This window comes from Clostridium sp. K04 (assembly GCF_019734375.1).
In the GTDB taxonomy this organism is placed as follows: Bacteria; Bacillota; Clostridia; order Clostridiales; family Clostridiaceae; genus Clostridium; species Clostridium saudiense.
On record NZ_JAASHD010000026.1, the window covers coordinates 1 to 16664 of the forward strand.

Genomic DNA, 16664 nt, shown 5'->3' on the forward strand with positions numbered 1-16664 from the left:
TTATTCCAAATCTACCACTTTAAAATACAAAAAAGGATGTAGTAGATTTGTTTTTCCACAAATCTTACTACATCCTCCATAAAATCAATTATCTAGAAAAAGCTAAATCATATATAAATTTATATGATCTAGCTTCCACCTAAATTTGAAATACAAATACCTACTATTCCAAAACTTCTATTCTAATTTTATCTATTAATTCATCAACAATCTCTTTCCTAACACTTCCAGTTTCCTTCTCCATAGCATTAGCGGTTCCACAAGCTGAAGCCAATTTCAATACATCATTTATATTATAATTTCTTGCTAATCCAATAGCTACACCTGCAACATACGAATCACCTGATCCAACAGGATTAATTGCATTAACCTTAGGTACCGTTACCTTATATATCTTATTATTAAAACCAACTATTGAGCCTTCTTCACCTAAAGATATAACAACAAATTCTATTCCCTCATTATGAAAGTATCTAATTTCATTTATCGCATCATTAGTACATTCTATTTTTCTACCAGTCAATGCTTCAATTTCATCTCTGTTTGGCTTTACAAAATAAGGTTTTCCTTTAACACCATTAACTAAAAGTATCCCACTTGTATCTAATAACACTTTCTTGTTCTTTTTATTAGCTATTTCTATTAATTCTCTATAAAATCCAGTTTCAATATTTTGTGGTACACTACCTGAAATTACTATAATATTCGCACTTTCACTTAGTTTATTAAACTTCTCTATAAAGTTCACTCGTTCATTATTATCAATAATTGGTCCTGGCTCAAGTATTTCTGTTTGTATTAAATCATTAGTTATTATAGCTAAACACTCTCTTGTATCACCCTTAATTTTTACAAAGTCAGATTTAATTCCATAATCCTTAAGCTTTTCCTCAATAAATTCTCCTGTCTTCCCGCCTAAAAAACCAGTTACTATACATTCTTCATCTAATATTGTAGCTACATTAGCAACATGTATCCCCTTTCCACCAGGTGTATTCTCCACTGTTGTAGCTCGCATTACTTCTCCTTTATCTAACTTTTCCATTTCATACCTCTTATCTACAGATGCATTTAAATTTATTACTAATATCATATATACCTCCAATATTTTTCCACTTTAATACTTTTTATAGAAAAAGGCCGTGCATTTACTGCAACAGCCTTTTCCTACTAGTATCTATTCATACTTCCACACACTTCAATCTTATTCTTAACTATTTCCTTCATAGCTAGTTTCCCTGGTGTCATATATTTTCTTGGATCACTTTCACCATTATGCTCATCTAAATATTCTTTTACTGCCTTTGCAAAAGGAATTTTTAAATCAGTAGCAACATTTACTTTACATATTCCTAATGATATAGCCTTTTTAACTAAATCATCTGGTACATCAGATGCTCCATGTAAAACTAAAGGAATATCTACCTTTTCTTTTATCTCTACTAATCTTTCAAAGTCTAATTTAGGTTCTCCTTTATACAAACCATGAGCAGTTCCAATTGCTACTGCTAAAGAATCAATATTAGTTCTACGTACAAACTCTGCAGCATCCTCAGGATTTGTATACATTGTATCTTTTTCATCAACAACTAAATCATCTTCTCTTCCACCAAGCTTACCTAATTCAGCCTCTACTACTACATCATATCTATGAGCATAATCTACAACTTCTTTAACTGTCTCAATGTTTTTTTCAAATTCCATTTTAGATGCATCTATCATACAAGACTTAAAGCCTAAGTCTATATTCTTCTTAATAGCATCAACATCTTCAAAGTGATCTAAGTGAATAGCAATAGGAACATCATATTTAGTTGCTGCAACTTCAGCCATTGCTTTAATATAATCTGGCCCAGCATAACTTTCTATTGTGGATGGAGTTCCTGCTACAATAACAGGAGACCTCATTTCCATTGCAGTTTCAACAACCACTTGCAAAGTTTCTAGATTATGAATATTAAATGCAGGCACTGCATATCCTTCTCTTTGAGCCTTTAAAAGCATTTCCTTAGTAGATAATATCATTTACACCATCTCCTTAATACCTTATTTCATTTAAATCAACTAATCTTTTTTCTTCTGACATTTTCTTAAACCAATAAGCACTTTTCTTTGGATATCTTTGTTGAGTATTAAAATCTACATAAAATAGACCATATCTTTTATTAAATCCATTGCTCCATGAAAGTACATCCATAAGTGACCATATAAAGTATCCCTTTACATTTACCCCTTTTTCTTTAGCTTCTAGTATAGCTTTTAAATGTCTTGCTACATAATCAATACGAGGAGTATCCTCTATTTTTCCATTTATAAATTCATCTTTATATCCCATTCCATTTTCAGTTACATATATCTTTTTATAGTTAGGATAATCATTTTTAATTTTTATTAACATATCACAAAGCCCTTGAGGGTAAATTGGCCAATCCCATTCAGTTGTTTCTACTTTAGGATTATTTACACGTGCTCCTACGCCTTTAAGTGCAAAAATGCTTGTCCCTTTTTCTCCATTACCATTATGATATATATTACTTTCACCTTCGTAAGCTTGTAAGAAATGACTTGAATAATAATTCATTCCTAAAAAATCTATTTTTTCAGATGCTGATTTAATAATCTCTAAATCACCAGAATAAATCTTAAGTTCACCATGATTCTTATCCATAATTTCATTAATAACTTCCATAGTTTCTTTAGAATAATATCCCTTAAAATTAGAATCTAGCATAAATTGATTAGATAATACATAATCTAATTTTGCAGCTCTAACATCTTCTGGAGAATTAGTAATTGGATATTTACCTTCTAGAGTATGAACTATTCCTATTTCTCCATTTAGATTCATACTTTTATATAATTCAATAACTTTACTATGCGCTACCATCATATTATGCATAGATTGTATAGCTTTAGGAATATCATACTTTATGCTTGGTGGAAAATTACCAATTATATATCCATTTTGAGCTACTGCCCATGCTTCATTAAATGTTATCCATTTAGTTACCCTATCTCCAAAATTATCAAAACACACCTTAGCAAAATTAACAAAATGATCAATATTATTTCTATCTAACCAATCACCATTTTTGAATAATTGTAATGGTGTATCGAAATGATGCAAAGTAACATACGGCTCAACGTTATTAGCTATACACTCATTTATTAAATTATTGTAATACTCTATTCCTTTTTCATTAACCTCTCCTACACCTTTTGGTATAACTCTACTCCAAGAAATAGATACTCTAATTCCATTTATTCCAAATTCATTTGATAATTTTATATCCTCTTTATATTTATGATAAAAATCACTTGCTACATCTCCATTAAATTTACTTTCTGGTCTATTTAAATACTCATCCCATATACATGGTCCTCTTCCATCATCTTTTGCTCCACCTTCTGCTTGATATGCAGCTGTTGCCCCACCAAAGATAAAATCGTCTCCAAAGTTATACATATTCTTTTTTCTCCTTTTACACTCATAGTATGATATTTACTTTGTTTCTAAAATTAATTATTTATTATATCTAATGCAAATTTTAATGCTCCTAATGAATCTCTTGTTAATTTTACATATTCTACTCCAGAAGTAGTGGCTGATTTTACACCTTTTGCACTACAATCCTTCTCTAATTCCTTATACATAGATGCCATTTGAGGAGCTAAAATTATCAAATCATAGTCTGTTATAACTTCTTTATGTTGCCCATATGCCATTGCAATTGATTCTAATTTTATATTCTTCGCTTTTGCACCTTTTGAAATAGAGTTTGCTAACATACTGCTTGTTGCTCCACTAGCACAAAGCACTAATACACTTAACTCTTTATCTGATTTACTAGCTATATCTATTTCTCTTACTGCTGCAACTTCAGCTTTTACTTCTTCTTCAGCATTTTCTATAATTACATCTGCTCTTTTCTTTGCTTCTTCTTCAACTAACTGTGCATCATATACCTTAAAGAATGGATAATACATTGCAAAATCAATTACTAATAATAATGGTGCTAACACAAATGATAACCCTGCAAATCCAGTTCCTAAAATTAAACCAATTGTTCCTGGTGTTGTCCAAGGTAAAGTATAAATAAAGCTGTTCATTCCTAATACCTCAACGAAGAATTTAAATATCCATACATTAAATATAGGAGTCAATATAAATGGAACAAAGAATATAGGATTTAAAACTATAGGAGCGCCAAATAATACTGGTTCATTTACTGCACATAATACAGGTATAAATGATGTTTTCCCTAAAGCCTTAAGTTGCTTTGATTTAGCCATAAATGCAAACATTGCTGTTAACATTAAAGTTGCTCCAGTTCCCCCTAAAGTAGCAACAAAATATGATGTACCATGTGTTAAAATATTGGTAGCTTGTTCCCCAGCTTGTACAAGTTGTAAGTTTGCCTCAATATTCGAAATATAAATTGCTGTTACAGCGGGTTCAACAATTGAAGGTCCATGAATTCCAACAAACCAAAACATAGCCATAGCTCCATAAATAATAGCTACACCCAAATATCCATCTGCTGCTGTAAATAATGGTTGAAGAACCTCTAAAATCCATGCACTAAAACACATTCCTGCAAAATTAGTAAATACTATATCAAATAGCCAGAAAAATAATACACAAATTGATAACGGAATTAAATCAGCAAAAGTTTGAGAAATATTTTTAGGCACTTCATCTGGCATTTTTATAGTGACATTATTCTTTACACAAACTTTATAGATATTAGGTACTATAAATGCAACAATAAATCCTGCCAATAGACCCTTTGTTCCCATATAAGTGGTTGATAAACCACCTTCAATAGTTTCTACACTTACTAATAAGAAAGAAATTATTGCTACAATCATTACTGATACAATATTTATTTGCCTTGTTTTAGGTAATTTATTATTAAAGTTTTCTGCTAAACTCTTAGCTATTGTTGCTACCATAAGTATAGATAATATTCCCATTGAATAGTTATAAGCTTTCCATAATGCAGTATCTACATCAGCCGGCCAATAATACCCAAAAATATTGGGCACACATGCTACTAAAATGAAAAGACTTGAAAATAAAACTACTGGAATACAACTTACAAAACCATCTCTTATAGCTCTTAAATAAGGATTTCTTGAAACCTTTTCAAAAAAAGGCTTCATTTTTTCAATTAGACCTATTAATTTGTTCATCTATATCTCCCCTTACCAATTTTTCAATACCCAATTACACTTTTTATACTATCCTATTTTTTTTGCCAAATTTACAAAGTTTTTAACTATATCTCTTAATAACATTACTGTCATTAAATGATCCTGTGCATGTACCATTAAAAAGCTAACATCTACTTTATTTCCTGCCGCTTCCATTTGTATCATATTAGTTTGTACTTTATGAGCTTCATTTATTAACTCTGATGCTTCTTCTATTAATTTTTCTGCTTCTCCAAAATTGCCTTCATTTGCATAATTTAACGCTTCTACATATTTAGATCTTGCATCTCCTGCATAAGCTACTATTTCAACTGTTATTAATTCTAATTCTTCTGGTGTCATAATTTAACCCTCCATTATTTTTATTCTTATTTTTATTCTTATTTTTATTTTTTAATCGTGATATTCTCCTCTATCCCACTTTTCTAAAAATTCATCAAAGAATTTTTCATTACCAAATTGCCCTTCTTTTGCTACCGCAATTGAATCAATCTTTTCAATTATTTTATTATCTGCTTCAGTTGGCTCAAATTTAGTTTCTAAAAACGCATCAATTATATTCTCCATTAGTCCTACTCCAGTAATTCTTCCTCCAAACCCCAATATATTGGCATTTAAATGTTTCCTTGCATATACTGCTGAAGATATATCCCTTACTAATGCTGGTCTAGTACCTACAACTTTAGCTGTAGATGCTGTAATTCCAACACCAGTTCCACAAAGGACTACACCTAAATCAGCTTGTCCACCAACAACTTTCTCAGCTGCTTTTTTACCATATATAGCATAGTGAGTTCTTTCATTATTATAAGTACCACAATCTATAACTTCATGACCCTTTTCCTTTAAATATTCTACTACATGATTTTTTCTATCTGTAACAATATGATCACACGCAACTGCTATTCTCATCTTTAATCCTCCTATAACATTTTATTCAACATATCTACTCTTATTTGATGTCTACCACCATCATATTCTGATTCTAAATACGAATCGACTATTCTTTCAGCTAATTTTTCTCCAATTATTCCTGATCCTAAAGCTATTACAGATGTATTATTATGACCTATTGTCATATGTGCTGAATGCTCATCAGATACCTCTGCACATATTATTCCTTTATGCTTATTAGCAGCCATAAATGATCCTGCGCCAAATTCATCTATTAGTATTCCCCTATCTCCTTCATTACTAAGTATTCCTTTACAAACTACATGAGCTGAATCGACTAAATCCATTCCATCTTCTGTTTTATCAATCACTTGATATCCTTTACAGATAAGATATGATTTTAGGTGATTCTTTAAAGATTCACCCTTTTTATCTGACCCTATTAATATTTTCATTTTTATTCCCCCTTTATACTACAAATTATTTTACAATAATTAGAATACTTATCTTTTAATTCTTTATCTAAACATTCATTAGTAACCAATGCAGTAATATCCTCTAACTTATATAATGTATAGAAGTCTTCTTTTTCAATTTTGCTACAATCACACATTAAATACCTTTCCATTGAATTATTAATTATAATTCTTTGGCTTTCACCTTCTTCTTCATTAGATGTCATTATATTATTATCCGAAATACCATTAGCACCAATAAACGCCATTTTAACTCTTATTTTACTTAAAGTTTCATTAGCAAAGGCTCCAACAAATGTACTTGTTTTCTTTCTTAATCTACCGCCAACTAATATGACGTCAAATTTATCATCATCTTTGAACTTTTCAAAAATATTAAGGCAATTAGTTATAATTTTTACATTTCGAGCTTCAATATAATCATACATATACTCAGTTGTTGTTCCTGGCCCTATATATATATTATCATTATCGCTTATTAAACTTGCTGCAATCTTGGCCACTTCTATTTTGTGTTGAGTATTTATACTCCTCTTTTCATTTGGTGAAAGCTCCTCGAATCTTATATATTCCTTAAGCCTTGCACCACCATGAATTCTTATTAATAATCCCTTATCTTCTAAAAATCTTAAATCCCTTCTTATTGTCATTTCAGTTGCTTCAAGCTCATCTGTTAAATCTGCAACCTTAATAATTCCACTCTTATTTAGTTTTTCTAAAATGAACTGATGTCTTTCTTCTTTAAGCATATTTTTTCACCTCCGATGCTTGCCTTTGTTTGTATTTGTTTGTTTTTTATCTTTTTTGTTTATATTTTTATTATATACTTATTTCCTTTTTTTTCAATGAATTTATTTACTCATATTTTACTTAATTTGGGTATTCATTTAAATTATATCACTCTTACTCTTTATTACTACTGATTACTATATTTTCCTATTATTTTCTTTTTAATACATTAATTTCTTGTTTATATTTGTTTTAAATTAATATTTTTTTCTTTGATTATGTTTACATTTAATATTTTTACTTATAAAATATATTTAAAGACGTCTTTTATTCTTTTTAACAAAATAGGATTTGCTATATTAATTTCTAAATTACTTAATAAATCTATTTAGCTTATACACAAAAACAAACATTTTCAAACACATCTTATAAAGTTCTACCCTATTTTGAAAATTCAATTTATTTTTCAGGAGGTAAAGCTTATGTTTAAAAATTTTCTCAAAATTATTTTACTGGTGATTATTTCATTATTCTTGTTGACTTCTTTTAATAACTCTACTAAAAGTATTGCTGCATCTGCTTATTCTACTATTTCTAAGGGTGCTGATATTGGATGGATAAGTCAGCTTCAAGATAATGGAATATCATGGGTAAATGAATCTGGAATTACTGAAAATCCATTAAAAATACTTAAAGACCAAGGGATTGATTCTGTTAGATTAAGGGTTTTTGTTAATCCTCCTACAAGTGCTCAATGGACTAAAAACGATGGTACTACTTGTTTATTAGGCTATGCTGATAAAGATAGTGTAGTCGAAATGGCTAAACAGGCTTCTGATTTAGGGCTAAAAATAATGATTGACTTCCATTATAGCGATCATTTTGCTGATCCTGCTTATCAGGACATCCCTGAGGAATGGTCCAATCATTCATTAGAACAACTCAAGGAAGATGTATATAATCATACTTACGAGGTTATGACTTCCCTTGCTAATGCTGGTATTTATCCTGAATGGGTACAAGTTGGTAATGAAAATAATTCAGGAATGCTTTGGCCTTACGGCTATATCTGGAATGGAAGTAGCACTCCTGATGTTACTAACTGGGTATCATTCATAAATAAAGGTTATGAAGCTGTAAAAAAAGTTAGTCCATCATCAAAGGTTATTATTCATTTAGCAGAAGGTCATGAAAATGAATTATTTAGAACCATTTTTGATTCCTTAACTACTGCTGAAGCTAACTATGATGTTATTGGTATGTCTTATTATCCTTATTGGGCCGATATGGATTATAAAGATAGTATTGATGAATTATCTTATAACTTAAACGATATGGCTTCTCGTTATAATAAGGAAGTTATGGTTTGTGAAGTTGGGGGTTTAGATAGTGATGAAACTGAAAGTTATAACCTAATTAAAGCTGTTATTAATGCTGTTATGGAAGTTCCTAACAATAAAGGTTTAGGCGTCTTTTATTGGGAGCCCGCAGTTACCTCCTCTGTTCTTCCAGATGAATATCCTTTAGGTGCTTGCAAAGAAGTTTCTACTAATACTCTTAAATTTACAACGGCATTAGATGCCTTTAAGACTATTAATAGTTCTTTTCCTAATACTGATACCAATTATAAAATAATAAATAGATTAAGTGGAAAAGCCTTAAATGTTTCTGGAGGCTCTTCTGATAATGGAAGCACAATAGAACAATACACTTATTACGGTTGGGATAGTCAAAAATGGAGGCTAATTTCTACAGGAGATGGCTATTATAAAATTCAAAATGTCGGAAGCGGAAAAGTTTTAGATATATCATCTTCTTCATTGTATGATGGTGCATCCTGTGTTCAATGGCAAGATAATAATGGATATAACCAACAATGGAAATTTAATAGTACATGGGATTCTTATTATACACTGGAAAATAGAAATAGTAGTAAAATACTAGGATTGCAATATGATTCTCGAGAAGAATTAATTCCAACAATTCAAACTACTAATACCGAAGCTTGGTCTCATATGTGGATATTAGTAGAGGTAGATTAAATTTATGTAATATAAATAAATCAAAAATCATATGTGTTTTTAATAATCTCACATATGATTTTTTTGTTTTACTTTTGGCAATTAAATATATTCCTAATTGGAATATATCCATTTTACAAATTGAATTGCTTACTTTCCCATAATAATCTTAAAATTATATAAAAGAATATTATTGAAAGGAGCCATAAAATGAATTACGATTTAAAATTTAATGATAAAAAATATACTATAGAAACAATAACTTTAGATGAGAAAACACTAAAATATCGTGCATTTGAAAACATAATATATGTTAATAATCCAATAGATACTAACTTTCAAAAACTAAGCATATTTGTACCTGAAACTTATTATGAAGGAAATTCAATAGGAAACTATAATTTAAAAACTGCACCAATCTTTTTTCCAAATACAGTAGGTGGCTATATGCCTGGAGCTCCTGAAAGACCTGGCATTAACAAATTTATTAACAAGCCCAATGCTACTTTTTATGCACTTTTACACGGATATATCGTAGTTTCTCCTGGTGCTCGTGGTAGGGGATTAAAAGATAAAAATGGTAAATTTACCGGAACTGCTCCAGCATGCATTGTTGATTTAAAAGCCGCTGTACGTTACCTTCGTCATAATAAAGACATTATTCCTGGTAATGTAGAGAAAATAATTTCTAATGGTACTAGTGCTGGTGGAGCCTTATCTGCACTTCTTGGTTCAACAGGAAACCATCCTGACTATGAATCATATTTAAAAGAATTGGGAGCAGCTGATGAAAGAGATAATATTTTTGCATCATCATGCTACTGTCCAATTACAAATTTAGAAAATGCAGATAAGGCCTACGAATGGGAGTTTTGTAGAATAAACGACTATCATAAAATGAAATTTGAAAGAATTGAAGGATCTCCAAAACCCAAACTTGTACCTATAAGTGGTGAAATGAATGAATTACAAATAGAACTTTCTAAGGAATTAAAATCTTTATTCCCTGAATACTTAAATAAATTGAATTTAAAATCATCAAATGGTACATTACTAACAATTGATTCTGAAGGAAATGGAACTTTTAAAGATTATATTAAATCTTTTGTTATTAAATCAGCTCAAAAAGAATTAAATAAAGGAAAGAGCTTATCAGATTTGAAGTGGATTACTATAGTAAACAACGAAGTAACTGATGTAGACTTTGATAAATTTATAAAGTTCCGTACTAGAATGAAAGATACACCTGCTTTTGATAATATATCAATGGGTACACCTGAAAACGAATTATTTGGTACACCCGAAATTCAATATCGTCATTTTACTGAGTTTAGCAAAAATCATTCAATTGTAAATGGTGAATTATCTGAGGAAGCTCAAATTAAATTAATGAATCCGATGAATTATATTTCAGATAATTCTTGTACTACAGCTAAAAATTTCAGAATTCGTCATGGTGCTATTGACCGTGATACTTCACTTGCAATATCAGCTATTTTAGCAGTAACTTTAGAAATGAATGGAGTTAATGTAGATTATGATCTTCCATGGGGAATTCCTCATTCAGGTGATTATGATTTAGATGAATTATTTGCTTGGATAGATAACATAGTATCAAACTAAAAATTATTATAATCAAATATAAAGTATTCTTTTTTTGCTCTTATATCAGTAGTCTTAAAATAATAAAAGTAGATATACTTATTATTAAAAATACATATATCTACTTTTATCATAATACATCTTTGTATACCTTATATCCCTAGATTTACATTATAAAAAATGCACCTTCTAATAATGCATCTGTAAAAATCCTTAAAAATAATCTACTTTTATCTACCAAAAATAGGTTCATTAGAATTCCTATTATATAATTTAATAAATCCAATTAAAGAAATTATATTTGCTACAACTCCAAATATATTTGCAACTACTAAAATTTGTTTAGGTAAAAGTAATAACTCCTTTTCAAACTCATCACTGCTATTCATTAAATCTTCTAATTCATTACAACTAATATCATAAAGTACTCCCCTTTGTATAACATAAATTTCTGCTGCAATTACTGCATCTACATCAGGATTTTCAATTTTGTCTATTCTTTTATCGTATTTGCTTTTTATTAAATTAATACTTTTTAATGTAGCACTTAACAAAAAATAGTCACCATAAAACCTCATTATAAAACATGCTGCTTGTAAATATAATCTATCTATATGTTTTTTATCACATTTAGAACTATCTATAACAAGACTAACTTTATATATTTCCACGAATACAACTACATTCAATTCATATAGTATGATTGTAAGTATAGATGCTTGCTTTATTAAAGCTTCTGGTTCTAATGACTTATTTATCTCTCCTTTTTTATATCTTTCATTTAGTTCATTATATCTACTAAAATCTATATAAGAAATTAATATACTTGCAATTAAGGCTAAATATTGCCCTTCAATTAATAATATATTTGGATTACTATCTGAAGCTTTTTTATTACAACTTATATTTATACTCTGAAGTGTACCACCGAAAAGAAATATATTGGATATCATATATATTAAAATTATCTTTACTTGCAGATTTAATAATGATAATTGAAATTCATCGCTCTTAGATATGTTCTTAATTTGCTCTTTATCCTTCTTATTTTTCGCTCTCTTACACCCCATATATAGTTTACCCCATATTTATTGTCATACATAAAGCTTCACAAACTAAAATACCAAATTAATTATTTAAATAAACTACTAATATCCTAAATTCTACTTGTATTATATGTAAACACTTAATAGTTAGTTACATCTTTCAAATTCAAAAATATTACTAAAACTTATTAGTAGTTTTATCTTTAGCTATTTATTTTGATGTATAACATAGTATCAAAACAAAAATTATTTTAAGAATACCTAAAGTTAAAATTATGTATTCTTATATACTTTAAATACTAAAATTACTTAAATAAATTTAAATTTTATTGACTTCTCCCCATTTACACATCTCTTCTAAAATGGGCATTAAAGATAAACCACGTTTTGAAAGTCTATATTCTACCCTTGGGGGAATTTGAGGATATTCTTTTCTAATAATAATTCCATCCTTCTCTAATTCTTTTAATTGATTATTTAATATTTTATCACTTATTTGCCCTATACACCTCTTCAGTTCCCCATATCTTAATACTTCATACTCCACCAACCAAAACATTATTATCATCTTCCATTTTCCACCTATAATTGAAAGCGTATATCCAAAAGGAGTAGACTTAATATCTGTTAAATCTGAATTTTCCAAGTCCTTCATACTCATTTTTTCACCCTCTTAAAAATTTAATACTAACCCAAAGGTATGTACTTTACCTAAAAGTGCATACTTGTTTAAATATAAAATACCACATATACTCATATTCGTAAAAGATAGTTAAAGGAGATGGAATTTTATGAAAAAGTGTAAAATTGAAGTTCTTAAAACAACATTCCATGAAGATTTAGCAAAACAATATGGTTGCAAGAATCTTGGAAAATGTCCTATGCATAAAGTAGGAGATATATTTTATGGAGATTATTCAAAACCTGAAGGATTATGTGATGAAGCTTGGAAAGCTATGTATCAATATGTTTTTGCTATATCTCATGGCTGTGACAAATTTTATTATGAAGATTGGATAGATCAAAAGGGAATAGCAATTTGCTCCTGTAATGACGGTATTCGCCCAGTAATTTTTAAAATTGAATCAACTAATGAACAATCTAAAATTAACTACGAACCTATTAAATAATTTAATAGAGACATCAAAAGTTATTTTGATGTCTCTTATTGACTATTATTTATAATCTTCTATTTTAAACTTCTCTAAATCCACTTCAGTAAATTTAGCTCTCTTAAATTTATCTTTTAATTCATAAGGTACAGTACAATCAAATATAGTTTTGCACGCTATCCCCCTATCTCTAATAGTCCAACTATATTCGGGACTTTGTGAAGGATCTAAAGGATGACATCTTACTCCTGGAATAAATATTGTATCAATATCCCCTTGATATCTAGTATTTAATGCCCATAAAACATCATTACTATCAAATGGATCTACATCTTCATCAACTAATATTACAGTTTTTAATTCTGAAAATGCTGATAATGCCAATAATGCCGCTTGTCTTTCTCTACCTTGATCACTAGCCATACTCTTTTTAATTTGTAATATAGCCATATATTTTCCACCACCTGCTGGATGAGCATATACATTTACAAGTCTACCTGGCATTGCTTTTTCAACCATTTGAATTATACTTGCTTCTGTTGGAATCCCAGCCATATTAACATGCTCTTCACTTGGTCCTATACAAGTTTGCATTATTGGATTTTTTCTATGAGTTATAGCTTTTACTCTAATTACAGGTAATTCTTTAGCAGCTTCACCTGTGTAACCTGGAAACTCAGGCATTGCCTTTCCAGTGTTTGTATTCATATCCTCTCTTACTCTCTTATTAGGTACTAACTCACCTTCAATTACATATTCAGCTCTTGCAATTGCAGCTTCATCAACAGTTAAACATTTTACCATTTCAACTGGTTTCTTTCTTATTGCTCCAGCTATAGATAATTCATTAAATCCAATTGGTGTAGTTGGTGGTTCAAAACATGATGCTATTTCAATTGCAGGATCAACACCTATACTAATAGATATTGGTAAAGGTTCTCCACTTTCCTCCGCCTTTTTTCTAAATGCATCTAAATGTCTTACCCCAGGTGTAAAGAACATTGATAATTCGTCCTTACCTTGTAAACATAAGCGATGAATTGTAACATCCCCTTCTCCAGTTTCAGGATCTCTTGCATAACACATTCCTAAAGTTATATATGGTCCAGCATCCTCTTCTGTATTAGTAGGTGCAGGTAATATTTTTCTTATATCAAACTCTTCATCTGTTGCATAATGTACAACCTCTTGGCAAGGTGCATTTTCATTTTCTATTATAATTGGATTTATTGGATTCTTTACTGCTTCATTCAATAAAAAACCTAACTTTTTAGATTCACAACCTAAAAGCATACCAACTCTTTCTCTACTAGCTAAAAGACCGATTATAACTTTAGCGTCTTTATGACCTTTAATATTATTAAAAATCATAGCTGGCCCTATCTTTGTTGGTCTCTTTACAGTTCCTCCAGCACCAACATATCTATATACCCCTGCAAGTTCGCCATGTGGATTTACTTCAACATCACTTTTAACTAATTGTCCTTTAATATCCTTTAAGTATTCAATAGCACTTCTTAAATCATTAATTTCTACTTTATTCATACTCATTTACCTTCCATCTTAAATCATTTCTTATATTTATATTAAATTGATCTAATATTTTCATAATATGATGATTTATAATATCATCTAAAGATTTAGGATTTGAATAAAATCCTGGCATTGGTGGCACTATTCTAACCCCTAACTTTGAAAGTTTTAGCATATTTTCTAAATGTATTGAACTTAAAGGTGTTTCTCTAGGTGAAATAACTAATTTTCTTCCTTCCTTAATCATTACATCTGCAGCCCTATCTATTAATGTAGTTGAAAATCCATTACTTATACTGCTTAGTGTCTTCATACTACAAGGAAGAATAATCATTCCATCGGTTAAAAAAGAACCGCTCGCAACACAAGCTCCTAACTCATCATTATTATGTATAAAGTCAGCTAAATCATAAACATAATCTAATGAATAATCTGTTTCAACTTCTAAATTATTAATTGCCCATTTACTCATTATTAAGTGAGTTTTTATTTCTTCTATGTCTTTTAAATATTCAAGTAACCTAACTGCATATACAGTGCCAGTTGCTCCAGTAACTCCTATAACTAAATTCATTTTTCCACCTCATTTAAATTAGTAGTAACTTTATAAAGTTCCACCTTTGATTCTTGGAAAATTTTATTACAACATTCATAGACATCTTCTATCTGCTCTTTTGATATATTATCTATATGTATCCCACAGCTCACAGATATATTTCCATTAAAACTATCTTTTATACTGTTTATAAAAATCTCTCCAATAATATAATCCTTATGATTTTTCAAAGAAATTGTTTTTATTCCCTCTTCTTTTGAATACACAGATATTGCTCCAACATGAGGCTTATCCCCTCCTGTTACTACTGCACACAAATCATCACCTACGAATATTGCCTCTAATTTTATATTTATATTTTTATAACAACGTTCTATTTTTATCATATAATTTTCCCTATTTCTCAAAGTTTTTTAAAGTTACTACTATATACTCAAATTATATTTAACACTATCTTAATGAACAATTCTTTAATTAATATACATTTATTCCATTTTGGAATAAATTCGAAATATATGTCCATTCCTTAATAATTATCGTGATATAATATTAATATATTTCAGAAATGACGGTGATAAACTTATGAATATAGAAAGCTTAAAATACTTCTTAAGTGTAGAAAAATATAATAGCTTTTCTTTGGCTGCTGAAGAATTATGTATATCTCAATCTTCATTATCTAAACATATAAAAAAATTAGAAAGTGAACTTAATTGTGTACTTTTTGAAAGATGTACTCGCCATGTTAAGTTAACAGATGCAGGTATTTCATTAAAAAAATATGCTATAAATATAGTTAGTAATTATGATGAACTAATACTTGATTTAAATAAATTTACCTCTTCATTCCCTAAATTATCTATTGGATATATTCCAGTAATAAATCAATATAATATTGCAAAACTTATTGGAAGTTTTAAAAATACAGTTACTGATTTACAACTTACTTTCCATGAAGGAGAGCACGCTGATATATTAAATTTATTATTCTCTCAAAAAATAGACTTTGCATTTTTAAGAAGTGACACATTAGATTATTCGAACTTAGATATTACTCCTTTAGCTCAAGATGAACTTGTGTTAATTGTTCCTAAATCTCATCCCCTTTCAAAAAGGAAGTATGTTTCTATTTCTGAATTATCAAATGAAAGTTTTATTTCCTTAGGAAAGAATTCTGGTGTTTATGATTTCTTTGTAAGTGAATGTATGAAAGCTTCATTTGAGCCTAATGTTGTTTGTTTTAATAGTAGGATAGAAAATATTATAGGTCTTGTTTCTGCTGGCATGGGTATTTCTCCACTTATGAGAAAAACTGTAGAATGTTTTGATAAGAAAAATATTTCTGTTGTTTTGTTGAAAGAAAAAATACATAGTAATTTATGCTTAGTTCATTTAAAGGATAAGAAATTATCTAAAATTGAAAAAAATTTTAAAGACTATTTAAGCAAATAATGAATTTATTTCTCTCTATAAAATGA

The 16664-nt window shown here is 29.1% G+C and carries 17 protein-coding genes; 4 read left to right on the forward strand and 13 right to left on the reverse strand.

The features are described from left to right. Nucleotides 1–163: 163 nt before the first annotated feature. The 8 genes from HCG70_RS11475 to HCG70_RS11510 form a co-directional block, all read right to left on the reverse strand. Nucleotides 164–1093, reverse strand: coding sequence for a 1-phosphofructokinase family hexose kinase (locus HCG70_RS11475; RefSeq protein WP_221697797.1), 930 nt, complete (start codon nt 1091–1093; stop codon nt 164–166). 77 nt (nt 1094–1170) lie between these two features. Continuing rightward, nucleotides 1171–2025 carry a tagatose bisphosphate family class II aldolase gene (locus HCG70_RS11480; protein WP_195954068.1) on the reverse strand — a complete coding sequence of 285 codons (855 nt, stop codon included), beginning with the start codon at nt 2023–2025 and terminating at the stop codon, nt 1171–1173. 13 nt (nt 2026–2038) lie between these two features. Next, nucleotides 2039–3466, reverse strand: a complete 1428-nt coding sequence (gene lacG / locus HCG70_RS11485) for a 6-phospho-beta-galactosidase (RefSeq protein WP_195954067.1) — start codon at nt 3464–3466, stop codon at nt 2039–2041. Nucleotides 3467–3519: 53 nt separating this feature from the next. Next, nucleotides 3520–5196: a lactose/cellobiose PTS transporter subunit IIB gene (locus HCG70_RS11490; RefSeq protein WP_221697798.1), complete on the reverse strand. Its 1677-nt coding sequence runs from the start codon at nt 5194–5196 to the stop codon at nt 3520–3522. 48 nt (nt 5197–5244) lie between these two features. Further along, nucleotides 5245–5559, reverse strand: coding sequence for a PTS lactose/cellobiose transporter subunit IIA (locus HCG70_RS11495; RefSeq protein ID WP_195954065.1), 315 nt, complete (start codon nt 5557–5559; stop codon nt 5245–5247). A gap of 51 nt (nt 5560–5610) precedes the next feature. Continuing rightward, nucleotides 5611–6129, reverse strand: coding sequence for a galactose-6-phosphate isomerase subunit LacB (lacB, locus tag HCG70_RS11500; RefSeq protein ID WP_221697799.1), 519 nt, complete (start codon nt 6127–6129; stop codon nt 5611–5613). Between the two features lie 11 nt (nt 6130–6140). Next, nucleotides 6141–6566 carry a galactose-6-phosphate isomerase subunit LacA gene (lacA, locus tag HCG70_RS11505; RefSeq protein ID WP_195954063.1) on the reverse strand — a complete coding sequence of 142 codons (426 nt, stop codon included), beginning with the start codon at nt 6564–6566 and terminating at the stop codon, nt 6141–6143. 2 nt (nt 6567–6568) lie between these two features. Beyond that, the gene (locus tag HCG70_RS11510; protein WP_221697800.1) at nt 6569–7336 is read right to left on the reverse strand and encodes a DeoR/GlpR family DNA-binding transcription regulator; all 768 of its coding nucleotides are present in this window, start codon (nt 7334–7336) and stop codon (nt 6569–6571) included. Nucleotides 7337–7798: 462 nt separating this feature from the next. On the opposite strand from HCG70_RS11510, the gene HCG70_RS11515 reads away from it, so the two are divergent. Both HCG70_RS11515 and HCG70_RS11520 read left to right on the forward strand, forming a co-directional pair. Further along, on the forward strand, nt 7799–9358 hold the full coding sequence (locus HCG70_RS11515) for a glycosyl hydrolase 53 family protein (RefSeq protein ID WP_221697801.1): 1560 nt from the start codon (nt 7799–7801) through the stop codon (nt 9356–9358). Between the two features lie 189 nt (nt 9359–9547). Next, a complete protein-coding gene (locus HCG70_RS11520) occupies nt 9548–10960 on the forward strand; it encodes a subtype B tannase (protein ID WP_221697802.1) in 1413 nt (470 codons plus the stop codon). Nucleotides 10961–11169: 209 nt separating this feature from the next. Here HCG70_RS11520 and HCG70_RS11525 read toward each other — a convergent pair whose 3' ends face one another. After that, the gene (locus HCG70_RS11525) at nt 11170–12009 is read right to left on the reverse strand and encodes a hypothetical protein (protein ID WP_221697803.1); all 840 of its coding nucleotides are present in this window, start codon (nt 12007–12009) and stop codon (nt 11170–11172) included. Between the two features lie 295 nt (nt 12010–12304). Then, on the reverse strand, nt 12305–12646 hold the full coding sequence (locus HCG70_RS11530; protein ID WP_042399303.1) for a helix-turn-helix domain-containing protein: 342 nt from the start codon (nt 12644–12646) through the stop codon (nt 12305–12307). A gap of 130 nt (nt 12647–12776) precedes the next feature. On the opposite strand from HCG70_RS11530, the gene HCG70_RS11535 reads away from it, so the two are divergent. Further along, on the forward strand, nt 12777–13115 hold the full coding sequence (locus HCG70_RS11535; RefSeq protein ID WP_042399301.1) for a TIGR04076 family protein: 339 nt from the start codon (nt 12777–12779) through the stop codon (nt 13113–13115). Nucleotides 13116–13160: 45 nt separating this feature from the next. Here the strand turns inward: HCG70_RS11535 and HCG70_RS11540 are convergent, their stop codons facing one another. From HCG70_RS11540 to HCG70_RS11550, 3 genes are read right to left on the reverse strand one after another with little or no spacing between them, the layout of a single operon-like run. Beyond that, on the reverse strand, nt 13161–14642 hold the full coding sequence (locus HCG70_RS11540; RefSeq protein ID WP_172684725.1) for a UbiD family decarboxylase: 1482 nt from the start codon (nt 14640–14642) through the stop codon (nt 13161–13163). Beyond that, a complete protein-coding gene (locus tag HCG70_RS11545; RefSeq protein WP_042399296.1) occupies nt 14635–15204 on the reverse strand; it encodes a UbiX family flavin prenyltransferase in 570 nt (189 codons plus the stop codon). The genes HCG70_RS11540 and HCG70_RS11545 overlap by 8 nt, the downstream gene beginning before the upstream one ends. Beyond that, the gene (locus HCG70_RS11550; protein WP_042399294.1) at nt 15201–15572 is read right to left on the reverse strand and encodes a hypothetical protein; all 372 of its coding nucleotides are present in this window, start codon (nt 15570–15572) and stop codon (nt 15201–15203) included. Before HCG70_RS11550 ends, HCG70_RS11545 begins: the two co-directional genes overlap by 4 nt. A gap of 196 nt (nt 15573–15768) precedes the next feature. Here HCG70_RS11550 and HCG70_RS11555 point away from each other — a divergent pair, with 196 nt between their 5' ends. Continuing rightward, entirely contained in the window at nt 15769–16638 is an 870-nt protein-coding gene (locus tag HCG70_RS11555; protein WP_042399291.1) for a LysR family transcriptional regulator, read from the forward strand. Nucleotides 16639–16664: the final 26 nt, after the last annotated feature.